The 15645-nt window shown below is 34.2% G+C and carries 12 protein-coding genes; all 12 read right to left on the bottom strand.

From position 1 onward, the window contains the following. Position 1: 1 nt before the first annotated feature. Positions 2-1093: a redox-regulated ATPase YchF gene (gene ychF / locus AWW83_RS06510; RefSeq protein WP_092350126.1), complete on the bottom strand. Its 1092-nt coding sequence runs from the start codon at positions 1091-1093 to the stop codon at positions 2-4. A 21-nt stretch (positions 1094-1114) separates the two neighbouring features. Further along, positions 1115-1663: a hypothetical protein gene (locus AWW83_RS06505; RefSeq protein WP_092350124.1), complete on the bottom strand. Its 549-nt coding sequence runs from the start codon at positions 1661-1663 to the stop codon at positions 1115-1117. 48 nt (positions 1664-1711) lie between these two features. Beyond that, positions 1712-2803 carry an alkaline phosphatase gene (locus AWW83_RS06500; protein WP_092350122.1) on the bottom strand — a complete coding sequence of 364 codons (1092 nt, stop codon included), beginning with the start codon at positions 2801-2803 and terminating at the stop codon, positions 1712-1714. After that, positions 2800-3324: a class IV adenylate cyclase gene (locus AWW83_RS06495; protein WP_092350120.1), complete on the bottom strand. Its 525-nt coding sequence runs from the start codon at positions 3322-3324 to the stop codon at positions 2800-2802. The genes AWW83_RS06500 and AWW83_RS06495 overlap by 4 nt, the downstream gene beginning before the upstream one ends. A 12-nt stretch (positions 3325-3336) precedes the next feature. Beyond that, a complete protein-coding gene (locus AWW83_RS06490; RefSeq protein WP_092350118.1) occupies positions 3337-5280 on the bottom strand; it encodes a glycoside hydrolase family 10-like protein in 1944 nt (647 codons plus the stop codon). An 83-nt stretch (positions 5281-5363) separates the two neighbouring features. Further along, positions 5364-6065: a BsaWI family type II restriction enzyme gene (locus AWW83_RS06485; RefSeq protein WP_092350116.1), complete on the bottom strand. Its 702-nt coding sequence runs from the start codon at positions 6063-6065 to the stop codon at positions 5364-5366. Continuing rightward, positions 6055-7215 (bottom strand): DNA methyltransferase, encoded by a 1161-nt coding sequence (locus tag AWW83_RS06480; RefSeq protein WP_092350114.1) that lies wholly within the window; start codon positions 7213-7215, stop codon positions 6055-6057. Before AWW83_RS06480 ends, AWW83_RS06485 begins: the two co-directional genes overlap by 11 nt. Positions 7216-7351: 136 nt before the next feature. Then, positions 7352-7753 carry a GIY-YIG nuclease family protein gene (locus tag AWW83_RS06475; protein ID WP_092350112.1) on the bottom strand — a complete coding sequence of 134 codons (402 nt, stop codon included), beginning with the start codon at positions 7751-7753 and terminating at the stop codon, positions 7352-7354. After that, entirely contained in the window at positions 7750-8616 is an 867-nt protein-coding gene (locus AWW83_RS06470) for a PD-(D/E)XK nuclease family protein (RefSeq protein ID WP_143713908.1), read from the bottom strand. The genes AWW83_RS06475 and AWW83_RS06470 overlap by 4 nt, the downstream gene beginning before the upstream one ends. Beyond that, positions 8585-11389 carry a UvrD-helicase domain-containing protein gene (locus AWW83_RS06465; RefSeq protein WP_092350108.1) on the bottom strand — a complete coding sequence of 935 codons (2805 nt, stop codon included), beginning with the start codon at positions 11387-11389 and terminating at the stop codon, positions 8585-8587. Before AWW83_RS06465 ends, AWW83_RS06470 begins: the two co-directional genes overlap by 32 nt. A 4-nt stretch (positions 11390-11393) precedes the next feature. Then, complete coding sequence (locus AWW83_RS06460) at positions 11394-12161, bottom strand: ribonuclease H-like domain-containing protein (protein WP_092350106.1); 768 nt, start codon at positions 12159-12161, stop codon at positions 11394-11396. 2 nt (positions 12162-12163) lie between these two features. Next, entirely contained in the window at positions 12164-15499 is a 3336-nt protein-coding gene (locus tag AWW83_RS06455) for a PD-(D/E)XK nuclease family protein (RefSeq protein ID WP_092350105.1), read from the bottom strand. Positions 15500-15645: the final 146 nt, after the last annotated feature.

The following is a 15645-nucleotide window of genomic DNA, read 5'->3' as shown; positions in this document are numbered from 1 at the left end:
ATCAGGAAAATCTAAAAAGAATCACATCTCCATCTTGAACGATGTATTCTTTCCCTTCAAACTTAACAAGTCCCTGTTCACGAAGAGCGTGTTCAGAGCCATACTTAACAAGTTCATCCCAACGCATTATTTCGGCTTTTATAAAGCCCCGTTGAAAGTCGGAATGAATTTTCCCAGCAGCTTCATAAGCAGTTGTCCCTCTCTTTACAGCCCAAGCTCTTACTTCATTCTCATTGCCTGTGAAAAATGTGATAAGGTCAAGAATTTTATAACCTGTTTTTATGACTTTGTTAAGTCCGGGCTCGTCAAGTCCAAGCTCTTTCAAAAATTCATTTCTTTCATCTTCATTAAGTTGGGAAAGTTCCGCTTCAAGTTTTGCGCATATAACGATTACAGGCGCATTTTCTCTTTGTGCGACTTCATAAACTTCATCAACATATTTATTTCCCTTTATCCCTGCTTCATCAACATTTGCAACATAGATGAATGGTTTGTTTGTCAAAAGATGCAGTTCATCAATTAACTGTTTATCTTCGGGATGGGAAACAAACGAGCTTGCAAATTTGCCTTGATTTAAGTGTGAGAGAATGGATTCGTAAATTGAGAGTTGATGTTGTGCTTTTTTATCTCCGCTTCTTGCAACATTTCTTATTTTTTCAATTCTTTTTTGAACCGTCTCAATATCTTTCAAGATAAGCTCCATTTCAACAATTTCAATGTCTCGCTTTGGATTTATGTCGCCATTTACATGTGCGACATTTTCATCTTCAAAACATCTGACGATGTGAATAATTGCATCAACTTCTCTTATATGAGCGAGGAATTGATTTCCGAGCCCTTCACCTTTGCTTGCCCCTTTGACCAAACCTGCAATGTCAACAAATTCAATCACTGCCGGCGTTATCCCACGCTTTGGCTTGAAAACTTTTTCAAGCATTTTCAATCTTTCATCAGGAACCGGGACAACTCCAATGTTCGGGTCAATTGTGCAAAATGGATAATTTTCTGCTGGAACATTTGAAGATGTGAGAGCATTAAAAAGCGTTGACTTGCCGACATTTGGCAAGCCAACTATTCCGCATTTAAATCCCATAAAAGTTTATGGAAAAATTTTTCAATAGTTTTCATCCTCAAAAAAATCTTCATCATCAATATCAGGTGGAATATCCGGCTCTATTCTGGATTTCCCGGAGTCAATTTGAGTCCCTCGCATTATCTCAGAAAGAAAAGAAAGATATGCTCTCGGGTCTTCTTTTGACATCTGCAATTTTATGGTGTCAATCAACTCTTCAAGCGCATTTAAAATTTCTTTATCCGAATAATTTAACTCGTTGGTCTCAATGTGCTCTCCAATCCTTGAAACAATGTTCCAGTGTATCACATCAGGATCTTCAATTAATTCATCTCTCATTTCTTGATAGAGTGTTTCAAACGATTTACTTTTGATTTGATGTGTTAATTCCTTAAGGGATGAAACAAGATAAGAATCGGTCAATCTGTCGCCTTGATTTTGAAAAATTTTATCAACCTCATAGATTGCATATTCAATCACAGGAAGTATTTCAATTGATTTCTCATCAAGCTCTTTAAATTTGCGTTGTTTCTTTTCGGTGGATTTTTTTCTGCCTTTGCCTTCGGAAGATTTTTTGCTTGCTTTACTCATTTAAAGATCACCTCTGAAACTAATTTTTGAATTGCGAGACAAATTTAATCACTTTTTGAGATATTCAAAAATTTTCTTCCCAATCAAAGTGTTATCCCCAAATCCAGCAAATGCTTCGGCTCCGGGTCCAAATGCGAAAACGGGAACCATAATTCCTGTGTGAGATTTTGTTATGAATTTACCTTCAACTTTTCTTTCGCTAACTGAACCATTTACGAGCGCATATCCACCTGTTTCGTGATCTGCCGTAACTATGACAAGTGTATTACCATCTTTTTGAGCGAAATCAAGTGCAACGCCAATTGCATCGTCAAAGTCAGCCATTTCTTTTAAAATTTGATCGCTGTTATTGTCGTGTCCAGCCCAATCAATTTGCGAACCCTCAACCATTAAGAAAAATCCGTCTTTATCTCTTGATAAAAATTCAATCGCTTTTTTCGTCATCTCTGCAAGCGTTGGCTTTCTATCCGGTGCATAAGGCGGATGATTTTCAGCAAATAAACCGAGCAATTTATTAACATTTTTTATGTCAAGATTGTAAAATTCCTCTGGCTTTGAAATGTAAAAATAACCTCTCTTTTTCATTACTTCAATCAAATCAAGCGTGTCATTTCGTCTGCCACCTTTTGATTTTGGGAGAAACCATCCCCAACCGGTTCCAAGATATAAATCTGTGTTTGCTTCTTTTGCAATTTGCTCTGCGATCTCAATTTGCATGTTTCTGTCTGGCACATGTGCAACAAAAGCAGCTGGGGTTGCGTGTGTTATCGCACATACAACAACAATTCCGGTTGATTTGCCAATTTTGTTTGCGTGTTCAAGAACCGTCTCTCTTTTTTCTCCATTGCAATCTATTCCAATTGCAACATTTTTCGTTTTATATCCCGTGCTCATTGCGGTTGCTCCTGCAGCTGAGTCAGTTACATATTCATCACATGAATAAGTTGTCAGAAGACCGATGACTTTCATCTTTTCAAGATTTAATTGTCCTTTGTAAGTTTTTCCAGCGCTTATCTGCGCAAGCCCCATTCCATCTCCAATCATCAAAATTATATTTTTTGGCTTAACAGGTTGTTGTGCCTGTAAAGAAATGGAAAATAAAACGACGAAGGCAAGGATGACGAATTTAATTCGTTTCATTTTTTGTCTTGTTTTTGTTTTTGAATTAACAAATCGGAATATGAAACTTTGATGAATTTTTCTTTGTCAAGATTGAATTTCTCAATCAAAAATTGCATTAAATCAGAAACCTGTTTTTCATCTCCATTGTATATTACCTCAAATTCAATAAAATTTCCGAGTTCTTTCACGCTGTCAATGTGAATTCTTGCGTTTTTGTAAATATAAACCTTTCTTCTTTTTTCAACCACAATTTTAACACCAAAAGCTTTTGAAAGCAAATTTTTCAATTTTTCAGCATCGCATACTTGAACAATCTCATAATCGCTCCATCGCTGTGTGTTATTCTCATCCCTGCGATAAAAAATGAGCTCAGCTTTACCCGAATCAAACTCACGAAGTTTTAATCTGCCGTCTTGAATGTTAAAATAAGTGTCAATCTGGGTAAAATCATCTTTCAAATCTGCTCCAATTTCAATTGCGATTTTCTCTGCAATAGAGATGTCATCTATTTTTGCTTTGACTTCAAGATTCCTTGACATTGCGATGTTTGATTATTTTAACAGAGAAACTTTTTGTGTTTTTGCAAATGCTATTTTTCCATCTTTCGTTGCAAGCATTCTGCAAAAATAAACACCACTTGGCACATCTTTACCCGATTCATCTTTTCCGTCCCAGTAGATTTGATATGTTCCGTTTGTGTGCATTCGTTGGACGATCTTTTTAACTTTTCTTCCAAGGACATCAAAAATTCTAATATCAACAAAACTTAATTCTGGAACGGAGAATTTGAAATTGACAATTGAATTAAATGGATTTGGATAACCTGGATGAAGTTCATATTCAGTGACGATGTGTTCAAGTCCAACACTTGTTATAACAGAGTTTGACGGTTGACTTTCATTTTTCAATCTATCAAGAGAGGTGATTACATAGGTGTAAATTTTTGTCGTATCCGGTATTTTATCATTGTATATGTTAACCGATGTTGCTGATGGAATTATTGCGATTATATTTCCCGGGTTGTTGATGTCAATTGTTCCTGTGCCTTCGCTTCTGTAAATTACATAAAGATATGGTTTTTCTCCATCGCTTGCTGGATCTGGATTGAACCAAACAAGTTGCCAGTTTTCTGAGGTCAATTTTCTTATCGTTAATCCAGAGGGTGGATTTGGTGGGATGTTATCTTTCCACGACATTGATGGCGGAATTGAAAGCGTTTGATAGTTAGTTGCAATCAAAGAGTCAATGTAAGATTTAGCATTTGTGTATCTGAAAATTATGTTTCCTTCTGTGACTATGCTTCTTGTGAAATTTATTTGTGCTGAAACTTCGCTGAACGGATTTTCTCCGTAAATCCCAATATAAACATGTCGGTCATACATATTTGCGTTCCAGTCCTGGGCTATAACTCTGAAATCATAAGGAGAGCCAATGTTCCAATAAACTTGTGGTGCGTGATAATCAATTATTCCAAGTTGAGCCCATTTTCTTGGGTCGGATCTGCCATCACGGTAAAGATCAAAATATGCTTGATTTATCGGCAATCTCCAACCTTGATAAATTCCCGGTGTCGTCGCTCCAACCTTTACATACGGCTTTAATTTCTTAACAGTGTCATACACAGCCCTTACAAATCTTTCAATTGAAAGCCGAGCGAAATCATCTCGTGATAAAGCATATGGATTTCCGTTTATCGGGTCTGTTCTATTTGCGAAATAGTAATTGAACGAATCCCCATAAGTGTATGCTCCCGGGAAACGAATATAGTCAAAGTGAATGGCGTCAATATCATAATTTTTGACAAGTTCAACAACAATGCTTAAAAGATAATTTCTCACGAACGGATTTGCTGGGTCAAGCCAGATAAGTTTTAGATTGTCAGATGTGATGAGCCATTCACCGCTTGAATTTTTCGCGAAAAGTTTTGTGTTCCATCTGTTGTTTTCATCAATTGCAATATGTCTGGGTTGAGAGATAGCAAGACGATATGATGTGTCGGGAAGAGTTAAGAGGTTATAAACATTTATCCATGCGTGAATTTCAATTCCGTATGGTTTTGCTTTTAAAATTAGATATTTAAGCGGATCATAATATTCAGGTGGATTTTCTTTTGTCCCGGGTGGAGTTCCAAGATTTGGATAAAGTGTGCCATCTTGATCAACCATAAGGGGCGATGTAAGATACGAAGCCCACGGAACGATGCTTGACTCATAATATGCTTGACCACGTGCAAGCACTTGAAAAATTATCGCATTAAATTTTCCCGCTCTTGCAAATTCAACAATTCTGTCAAGTTCCTGTTTTTGATCTCTTGCTCTAACCGAGAGAGGGAAGTCAAGACCGCTTGTTGCTACCCATAAACCTCTGAATTCAAACTTTGGCTGTGTGAAAATTTGATCTGCAAATATAAGCGAGATTATTACAAGTGAAGTGAAAATTCTAATTTTTGAGAAAAAATTTACAGTTCTAATTTCTTCAAAATGTATGCACCTCATTAATTCAATCAAATTTTTGTTTTGCTCACCCTAAATTTAACCCCCAATCCCCAACTTATGCAAGGAAAAGAGCAGAAAATTTGTCATCCGAATAATTTTTTTAGATCGTTAATAAATTTTTCTATTCTCTTAACTTTGTCACTTTCTTCTATTCCGTCTTTACCAATTACAACGTAGGTTCCATCTATATCCACTTCAGCAATAGCTCTTCCTTTTTTGGCTGGAATTTTTTGCTTTAAATCCCCATCTTCATCTAATGTTACAAAGAGAATACGAATCTTGTTAGTAATAGGACTGCTTTTTAATTTTAAACTCCAGTATCCTGTTTGAGCAATTCTTTCTCTTAAAGTTACTTTTGACGATATAATTGCAATTGCATGGCATTCTTTAGGGTCGTAAATTACAAGATCAGCATCGGGCAAATGCATTCCAAATTCACCGTAATCAACAACTAAACTTCTTTTAACATTTGCCAAACAGCTGTTTAATTTACGATCTTCCTTTTCTAAAACAGATCCCTTTACAATTTCAAGTCCATTTTCTTTTACTCTATGCTTTATGTAGTCCATTATAATTTCTTCAAGGATTTTGCCTTTAAATGGTTTCCATGATTGCTCTGGATCTTTTATGTTGAATTGTCTAATTTCTCTTAAATATCTTGTTCTGTGTTTTTCAAGAATTTCAGATATATAACCAATTCCTCGCTTACTTATTTCATCTTTGATTTCTCTTTTTAAATTTTCTAAAAATTCTTTTTTCGCTTGGCTAATTTTTTTATCTCTCATAATAAGACCACTTGATTTTAAGGTTTTCCTTTCTTTTACGTTTCGTCATCTTTCTAACTATAATTAAATACTTAAACCCCCTGAGGTAGAAATTATGTTGGATTGCTTTACTGTGCCAGAATGGTGTGTTAGATGATTGATTACGGCGGACGACGCAGATAATATCAACAGGTTCAAAGTATTTAGTTAATCTTTCATAAACTTTAAATCCAACTGGTATAAAAACTCCTTTTGCCCATTGATCACCGATAAGCCACGCTAAAACTTTGCCATCTTTTAAAACCCGATAAGCTTCTTTCATAACTTTTTCAAGCTCATCAAAAAATCTCTCGTCTGTTGCAGGTATATGCCCGATGTTTAGTGGATGCTCGTTGTACCTTATGTTATCCCCGTAAGGCGAATCAATAAATATCATATCAACACTTTCATCTTTAAGTGGCAAATTTCTTGCATCAGCTTGAATGATGTCTTTTCTTGTAGGAACAATATCAAATGCTATAACTTTTCGTTTTTCTTCTTTACAAACATCAATCGTGGTTCCAGAACCAGCCATCGGGTCACACACTAAATCTCCTGGTTCAGTGTATCTATACAAAAGATTGTAAATTATGAAGGCAGGTGTAACTCCTGGATATTTATTATTTCCCTTTGGAGTGTCACCATAACTTTGTTTTGGATAATCCCAAAGCGTTGTAGAGAAAATTGGCGGTCTGAATAAGTTATCTTCCAGGTTATAAATGCCATTTAATTTTATTTCTTTAGCTGTGGTGTTACTTATCAACATTTTCAGCGTTTCAATCCCCTTATCATTCAGTATGCTTCTCCAAGATATATTCAATTTCTTAAAGATTTTGCTTGCATTTTTAATCTTTTGAATCTTGTCTTCTGGTTCAACTTCAACATAATATGGATACCGCCCATTGAAAATTGAAAGATTTCTATCATATAGACCGTCTGTTTTTGCACGAAAAGTGCCATAAATTATATCTGTGTCTAAATTATATAAAAATACAAAATCCCCTTTTCTAATAGCAAAAACTTTATGGGCATATACTTTATTTGTTGCGAAGATTAATTTTTCCAGAAATTCTGCTTCACTTTTTTCAGTGCAAGCAAATATGAAACCGCGCTTTTCAACCTTTTCTTTCATTCTATTAAAGCGGTCTTGATTTTTTCCAATTTAAATTTAACTCATAACTAAATTTAAAATCAAATTTTGCTTTGATATTCTTTGACTCACTCTCAAAATAAATGTTGGGATTTCCCAACTGTTTACCGCTTTTCGCTCAATTTGTTTCTAACTCAAAAAATCTCATCTTTTCAATCATTTCTCTGAATCTATTGACCTTACTCCCAACATAAAACAAATGCCCAGTGCATTTGCAATCTGAACTTCCAAATTTTTTGATGACTTCAAACTCTTTTTCAATTTGTTTTGCAACTTCATGTTCAATATCAAAATCCGTATAAAACACTTTCTTCACACTTGTCCTCTTATCGCTCAAAAGATAATCTATGTGCCAGAAAATTTTTTTCTTTCTTGACAGATGTCTTTTTATTCTTTTCTCAAAATTTTTCCTTGCAGAACCGACATAAAGATAATAACCCCGTTTTAATTTCAATTTCCCCAGCCCGCCGATTTTCTTATAAATTTCGGATGAGAGAAATATCAACAAAATATAGGTCATATCTCACGCCCTATGCATTTACCGTCGCTAAAATAGCCACATTGATAACAATGTTCTTTGAACTTCGTTGAAATCTCAACATTTGGATTTAAATCCATCTGCTTTATCTGTGTAATTGCTTCGTCAATCCATTTTTCAAAATCACGCAATGTTTCGTTTGTGTGTTCAATTTCAATCGGTTTATCTGGAAATCTCGTGAACAAAATATATGATTTGTAAATTTTTTGCTCAGGATAAAGTTTGCTCAAAAGATATGAATAAACGCTAAGTTGAACTTCATACTCTTTTTTTCTTTGTTCAATCTCGCTCAACTCAATATCATCTGTTTTAAAATCAACAATTTCCCATTGACCATTTGCCTTATACAATCTGTCAATTTTCCCCATCAAATATCCATCGCCAAACTTTGTGCTTATCTCATACTCTGTGTGATATTCATCGGCTGAAAAGATCCTTTTCCCAAATTCTGAACTTAAAACTCTTTTCGCCTCTTCAAAAACATATTTTTCAAGCGCTTTAAATTTTTTCTCATTTGAAATTCCATTTTGCTGAATCACAAATGAAATCACATCTTTAAGTTTTTCATCGTCAATTTCGCCTTTAAATTTTTCAAGGACTTCGTGAACAATTCTTCCCTTTACAGTTCCGAGAATTTCATCTCCAAAATCCACATCATAAGGTGGCGTTGCTATGTCTTCAAATTCTTCTTCAAAGACAAATTCCTTCTTCGGCTCTGGCAAACCAATTCTAAATTTTAAATAAAATTTCATTGGACATAAGCCAAACGCTTGAAGTTGAGTTGCTGTGAAAAACTCACCGTATGGTCTTGACTCAAGTGGCTTTATAAAAAATTTTAGTTTCATCAATTTTAGGTTCTTCAAAATGCTTTCCAATAAATTCAATTTTATCTTTCAGATCAACGCCATACCTGTAAATTTTAACTTTGAAAGTTTTTCCCTGTTTTGAATCCTCAATTTCAAATTCAGGAATGTAATCAATTTTTGAATTCAATCCCAGAGATGATAAAATCCAATTAAGATATGTCTCATCGTTTTCGTTTTTATAAGCGCCAGAAAGAATCAAAATATCCCTTGCCCTTGTCATTGCAACATAAAGAACTCGTTTCTCTTCAGCGATAACTTTGTGCCGTTTTATAAGTTTGTGAATGTTTTCAATTAAAAGGTTATCTTTGCTTTTAATCCCAAGCCCGATGCCATAGTCAATGTCAATGTTAAATTTATCGTTTGCTCTCTTTTTAAATTCTTCACCAAGAAATGGAAGAACGACGACTGGGAATTCAAGACCTTTTGCCGAATGAATTGTAAGAATTTGAACTGCATTTAACCCAAATTCAATCCCTGCTTGACCTTCACGAAGATGTTGAGCGGAAAGAAATCTTAATTGTTCAACAAAATCGTAAAGATTGTTAAATCCATTTGCTTCAAATTCACGTGCTATATCAATTAATTTTTGAATGTTTGCAACTATTTGTTCTCCCCTTCGCATTGGGAGAACAGAGCCGTTATACATTGTATTTTCAATTATCCTGTGAATTAAAGATGGAATTGACATTCTGTTTGCAACTCTCAAATCATCTTCAAGAATTTCAACTGCTCTCTTTAAATCGTCCGATGGTTTCGGGTCATCGCTTCTGTGAATATAATTGCGAACTTTTTCCCAAAAACTTGAACCACGACCATAAACTGAAATTCTAAAAATTTCCGAATCTTTTATCCCAAAAAATGGAGACCTTAAAATTCCAACAAGCGCAACATCGTCATTCGTATTAACAAGAAATTCAAGATAGTTCAAAAAATCGTAAATTTCCTGCGTTTGATAAAACCCGATACCGCTTGAGACAATATATGGAATGTTCATTTCAATAAATGCGTTTTCAATCGGCTTTAAAACATCTCTATTCCTTATCAAAACTGCAATATCCCCTGGTTCAACTTTCTTTCGTTCTCCATTTTTATAAACATATGCATCGTCTTCTTGAAGAAGTTTTAAAATTTTCTTTGCAACAAACCTTGCTTCTTCAAGTTTAAAATCTTCTATGTCATCGTTTTCTTTTTTCAAAATTAACATTTCAACTTTACCATCGTCATCATCGTTTCTTCCGACAGTTATGTGGTTATATTCAACTTCGTGAATGCTTATCCTCTCTCCCATAATTTTATCAAACACCCGATTTACAAACTCCGCAATTCCCCTTAACAATCTAAAACTTTCCTGCAACATTATTTTTTCACCGTTACCATACTTGCATATATCTTCGCTTGTTTTATGGAACACTTCAACATCTGAACCTCTGAACCCATAAATGCTTTGTTTATCATCACCAACGACAAAAAGTTTCATCTTTTCAGAAAAATCTCTGATCAATTTTCGGACTATCTCATACTGCAAATAATTCGTATCCTGATATTCGTCAATCATTATGTATTTGAATCTATTTGAAAGTTCATTTCTTACATCTTCGTCGTCAAGTAAAGCATTCACTTTCAATTGCAAATCTTCAAAATCAAGATAACCGTTTAAAATTTTAAACCTTTCGTATTCTGCGTTTATTTCATCGTAGAGCAAGAGAACCAAGCGTGTGTCTTTGATATACTGACGAAGTTGTTCTATGAATTCATCAAACTTGTTAAGTTTAACATTTTGAATATCCTTTGCAACTCTTATTATATGTTGAAGATTTGTTAAGATTTCTTCTCTGATGTGCTGTGGTTTTAACTCAATTACATTTTCTACACTTTTACGAAGTTCCTTTAAATCACTTGTATAGATTTTTTTTGATACAATTTTTTCCATAAAAATTTCATACGCTTTTACTACATCTTTTTCTTCTATCGCTTGCTCAAATTCATTGATTTGATTTTTGATATCAGTTTGGTCAGGGAAAATATGTCCGTGCAGATTTCGTAATGCGTTCACCATAAAACTTTGTTTGAATACACTTAACACATAGTTTGAAATTTTCTCACGCCACATTTGAATTATCTCATCGTCGCTTTTGGCATTGTAGATATCCCGCTTGACTTTTTCAACAAGTTCTCTTGAAGTGATAAGTTTTTTAATGAGTTTGTAGAAATCAGCGATTTTTATTCTTTCAATCACAGAAAAAAGTCGCTGTGAATTTTCGTCCCCACGTTTTAAAAATTCTTTGAGTTTATTCTCAATTATGACATCAATCGCTTGCTCTCTTTCAGCTCCTTCAAGAACTGTGAAGTTTGCGTCAATTCCTGCGCTTACAGCGAACTCTCTCAATATCTTCGCACAGAATGAATGTATTGTCCCTATGACCGCAGATGGCATCGCATCTCTTAATTCTTCATAAATTTTCAGCTTTTTAAAATCATTTTCCTCTCTTGCCCTGTGAATTCTATCTTCAATTGCTCTTGTAGCCCTTTCTTTTAATTCGCTTGCTGCTTTTTCAGTGAATGTTATAACGACAATGCTTTCAACTATATCACTTTTGTCTTCAATTTCTGGATTCTCATTTAAAATCTCCTCAAGGATTTTTACATACTTTTCAATTAAAACAGTTGTTTTCCCAGAACCAGCATTTGCTGTGACAGATAGATGCTTCTGGAGGCTTATTGCTTTTTCTTGTGATTCTGTTAACTTCCTCATTCTTTCAGGAATTTTTATTTCCGATATTTTTGGGGTTTAAAAATTGTTCCCATCTAAAAAATAGTTCTGCCTCGGCGATTATGTCATACATACAATATTGCGCTATTTCTTTGAATTTTCCTTCGTTGTAAAGTTGATTTATATCATGACCTGTTATACCGTGCGATTTTGGGCTTTCAATGTTGAAAACCTTACAGTAAAAATCAAGAGAAAATTTCCTCATCATTCCAAAAAATGTAAATTCTTCCAGCAGGTCAATGTGTGGTTCTCTTTTTGCTCTGTTGTATTCCATTAAATCACGCGTCGGTTTTATTCCAAGAATTGCGGATCTTAACATCAAAAATGGGCAATCAAATCCGCGACCGTTAAATGTTATGAAAGTTTGAAACTTTGCGATGTATTCCCAGAACTTTTGAATAATTTCTGATTCAGTTCCTGACATAAACTTTATCTTAACAGTATTTCGCCTTAACTCCTCTGGTGCAAAGATGTTGAGAGTTTTTTCCATTTGCATTTCCCACTCCTCTTTATCGTTTGCTTGATAAAGCACTACACCTTGAGATGAGTCAACATTTATCATTCCTATGGCTACAACTTGTGCGGTTAATGGATATAAGTTCAATCTTTCAATAACCTTTGCTTTTTCCTTTTCCCTCTTTTCTTCATTTTCTTCTTCCTCGGCAAATTTCATAAGATACTCATACTGCATTTCGTCAAAGTTTTCAATTGGGAAACCAGAAGTTTCAATATCAAATAAAACGCGTCCAGCCATTTTCAGCTCCAATTTTTTATTTGAATTCCAAATTTTACCTCATTTATTCTGCAGATTTCAATGTAGGGACAATGACTGCATATATTTTGTAAAAATTTATCGTGTTGTGTTAAGTTAAATTCGCCTTGAATGATCCTATCAACAAACTCGTTCGCTTTTTTGACGGATTCGTCTAATTTGTTTCTAAATTCTTCCGGCGTAAGCATTTTTTCTTCTGCCTTTTCATTTCGTTTAATACGCTTGTCAATTATAACCGTTTCTATCTTAACATCACCGCGTACTTTATAATGATAACCACCAAGCCCTTTCATTTCCTTGCCTTTGATTTTGAAAATTTCTTCAGCAATTTTTATGTAAAGTGGAATTTGCAGATGGATTCCGCTTTCAATTTCTTTAGCATTAACACCAACTTTACCAGTTTTGTAATCGTAAATTATAAATTCATCGTTTCTTATGTCAATTCTGTCAATTTTCCCCTGAATTTTAACTTTCCCAAGTTGCACTGGCTCGGTTGTAAAGATTTCCACATCGGTTTTTCTCCTTGGTCCAATTTTGGGACCGAAAGCAACTTCAAAATAAGCTGGTATAAAGCCACTGTTGTTTGAAGCTTCTTTGTCAATAAACTCTCTCATATTTTTAATAAGTTCGCTTATCTCAACTTTCCAAAGCGGATGGTTGATTTGAAATTCATTTGCTTTTTCTTTCGCTATTTTTTCAATTAAATTTTTAGCCTCATCAATGTTTTCAGATATTCGTTTGCCAAGTTTTTTCCATTCGGTGTAAAATTCGTATAGAACCTCGTGGTAAAGTATACCTCGTTCAATTGGTGTTAAAAGTTCTTCAATTTCTTCAAAACCTTGAAGATTCAAAACTCTTTCAACAAAATATCTATACGGACATTTCCCGTATGTTTCAATTTGCGAAATTGAGAAAATCCTGCTTTCGTGCTCTCCCAATTTCTTTTTTTCTTCTTCGTAGACAGGTTTGATGATACCTTCATATTCAAGATAACTTTCGCTGTGTGTTTCGCTTCTGCTGATGTTAATTTTTGAGGTGTTAAAAATCTGAGAAAGTTTATCGGAGTAATCGGCGGTAAGTTTTGGAAATTTTTGTGTGATGTAATCAAAGGTTTGGAGATATTCTGGATTGGCTTTTAAAAATCTTCCGTAGTTTTCGTAAAGTTCAATGGTTGAGAAGATGCCATCTTTAATTTCGGATGAGTTAATTTTTTCAAGTTCAATTACTTGTTCAAGCGAATCAATAAATCTTGATCTTACAAGTTCATTTTCCCCATCCATCTTTGGATATGTTAAGTAGAGATGTGTTTTAAAGTTAACAACGCCTTGATAAAATAGATACCTTTCGTCAAGTTTGTGCATTTTTTTCAAGTTTCTCAATTCTCTCAATTCTTTGCTTAAAAAGACCTCCGGCTCATAGACCGATGGGAATTCGGTATCAACGAGCCCTGCGATTATCATTATGTCAAAGTTCAATCCACGTGTTTCTTCAAGCGTTGTCACATAAACTCCATATCCGTATTTTTGTCTTATGTTATAGCGTGCTCTTGGTAGTGCTTTTTTTATTAAATCAACATAATAGCCCAAACTATATTTTTCTCTTTTACGCATATTAAATTCAAAAACTTCAAGAAGTTCATCAATGATTTCAATAAATTTCTGATAAGCGCGGGCATCCCTTTCTATTTCATCGCGAGTTGCGATTTTTCTTGGGACTTTCAAAATTTGTTCGCTAACTTTTAAGCCAGCTAAAATTTTGTGGAGTTTATCTTTAAACTCGGACGGTGTCATCGGCTCCAAAAATTCGTTGATGATTTTATTAAGATTTTCAAAATCTTCAAGTGCGGATTTAAAAAGCTTCAACTCCCTTTCCATTTGTTCTCGCTCTTCTACATTGTAGATTAATTCAGGTGGTATGGATGTTTGCGTAGACTGTTCATCCGAATCTGAGCTCAATCCAAGTTTTGAGCTGATTATGGCAATGCTTTTCTTAATTCTTTCAATCCAAAAATTATTTGCATTTTTAATTTTGAGCTCTTTTGAAGCAAAGTAGATATTTTCCGGCTTCAACTCTTTCCCAAGCAATGCTGAAAAATCAAAGTATGGGCTCATCAAAACTTTTACAATTTCACTTATCAGGTAATCGTTGACAGGGATTTCAAGGAGCGAAATTATTGAGGTGACGACCGGGGATCTTTCAAGGTAAAATCTATCGGTTATATTTGCTGGGATTCCGTATGCGGGTAAAATTTCTCTAAAAAGAGGGGTGTATTTTTCGGGTCTATATGTGGCTATACATATTTTGCTCAGGTCAATGTCTGGTTTTTCGTTTGCTATTTTCTTTACAAGTCGTGCAATTGTTTTAACTTCGTCAATTCTATCTTTGGCTTCAATCAGAGTGACATAGTTTTTTGCATTATATTTTACTGTTAATTTCGTGTCAATGTAATTAAATAGGAATTTATTTAAATGTTTTGCAAATTTATCGTTTTCAGTTTTGGGTCTTATTTCATATTTTTTGAATCCTGCATCTACAAATTTTTTGTAGCATTCGTCAAGGTGACCGAAAAGGTTATCGTTTTTTTCAAAGTAATCAAAAAGGATCACTATTGATATATCTTTTACGGCTGTTAATGTCTTTATAAGATTTATCTCGGGAATACGAAACATAGAGAAGCCATCAATGAAAATTGAGTCAACATTTAAGAAGGCGCTTCGGAAGATTGTGTTGACATTTTCGGGGTTTAGTATGTTGTTTAACTCTTTGAAAATTCCGGGCACATCTATAAAGCCATTGCTTATCAGAAGTGTTTCATACTGTTCATATATTTTCACAAGGTCTTGGAGTTTAACCTTGTCTTCTCTCTTGCTGGTTTTTTGTAAGTTTTCGTATAATTTTGTTGGGTAAATTCCATCTTCTTTGAGTCCGATTATTGTGTCAATTATTTTGTTAAGAGTTCCTTTCGGAATTTCATCCACTGCTCCGGGTGGTTTAAAGTAAATGAGCTCATTTAATACATTTTTGATTGCGATTTGAAATACAAGTGATTGTATGGTATCGGAGATGAGACGTTTTGGTTTTTCAAGTTTTGTTGTGAAGTATAATTTTTTTGCAAAGAGTTCAAGTGTGAAGAGATTTAATTCGGGTAATACATTTTTATTAGCGAGTTCAATGAAATTACGCTTAAGTTCTCTTATTTTTCTTTTCGTTGGGACGATGTAGATGAAGGAGTCAAATTTGCTTGTTTTAATTCTATTATCAATTTCTTTTCTTATGTCAATTATCCTTTTATCAGGCGGGAAGTTAAGTATGACGCTCATTTTTCAGCGCTTTTGTTTTTGCCTCTTTGTAAGGAATTTAAATTTTGTGATTTTAAAAAACAAATTGGTTTTTGTTTTGCTGTAAATTTGACTTTTTTGTTTTTTTGCATTATATTTGATTTGCCTGATTTGAGAGTTTGGTGAGA

This window comes from Candidatus Chryseopegocella kryptomonas (assembly GCF_001536065.1).
GTDB lineage: Bacteria > Bacteroidota > Ignavibacteria > Kryptoniales > Kryptoniaceae > Kryptonium > Kryptonium kryptomonas.
The sequence above is the reverse complement of the archived record's forward strand: the minus strand, read 5'-3'. Positions and strand labels throughout refer to the sequence as shown.

Bases quoted from the DNA above. Each gene is read 5' to 3' on its own strand.
- AWW83_RS06480 (WP_092350114.1), bottom strand. From the start codon at position 7,215: ATGAAAGAAAAGGTTGAAAAGCGCGGTTTCATATTTGCTTGCACTGAA.
- AWW83_RS06490 (WP_092350118.1), bottom strand. From the start codon at position 5,280: ATGAGGTGCATACATTTTGAAGAAATTAGAACTGTAAATTTTTTCTCA.
- AWW83_RS06495 (WP_092350120.1), bottom strand. From the start codon at position 3,324: ATGTCAAGGAATCTTGAAGTCAAAGCAAAAATAGATGACATCTCTATT.
- AWW83_RS06485 (WP_092350116.1), bottom strand. From the start codon at position 6,065: ATGAGAGATAAAAAAATTAGCCAAGCGAAAAAAGAATTTTTAGAAAAT.
- AWW83_RS06455 (WP_092350105.1), bottom strand. From the start codon at position 15,499: ATGAGCGTCATACTTAACTTCCCGCCTGATAAAAGGATAATTGACATA.
- AWW83_RS06500 (WP_092350122.1), bottom strand. From the start codon at position 2,803: ATGAAACGAATTAAATTCGTCATCCTTGCCTTCGTCGTTTTATTTTCC.
- AWW83_RS06505 (WP_092350124.1), bottom strand. From the start codon at position 1,663: ATGAGTAAAGCAAGCAAAAAATCTTCCGAAGGCAAAGGCAGAAAAAAA.
- AWW83_RS06465 (WP_092350108.1), bottom strand. From the start codon at position 11,389: ATGAGGAAGTTAACAGAATCACAAGAAAAAGCAATAAGCCTCCAGAAG.
- AWW83_RS06470 (WP_143713908.1), bottom strand. From the start codon at position 8,616: ATGAAACTAAAATTTTTTATAAAGCCACTTGAGTCAAGACCATACGGT.
- ychF (WP_092350126.1), bottom strand. From the start codon at position 1,093: ATGGGATTTAAATGCGGAATAGTTGGCTTGCCAAATGTCGGCAAGTCA.
- AWW83_RS06475 (WP_092350112.1), bottom strand. From the start codon at position 7,753: ATGACCTATATTTTGTTGATATTTCTCTCATCCGAAATTTATAAGAAA.
- AWW83_RS06460 (WP_092350106.1), bottom strand. From the start codon at position 12,161: ATGGCTGGACGCGTTTTATTTGATATTGAAACTTCTGGTTTCCCAATT.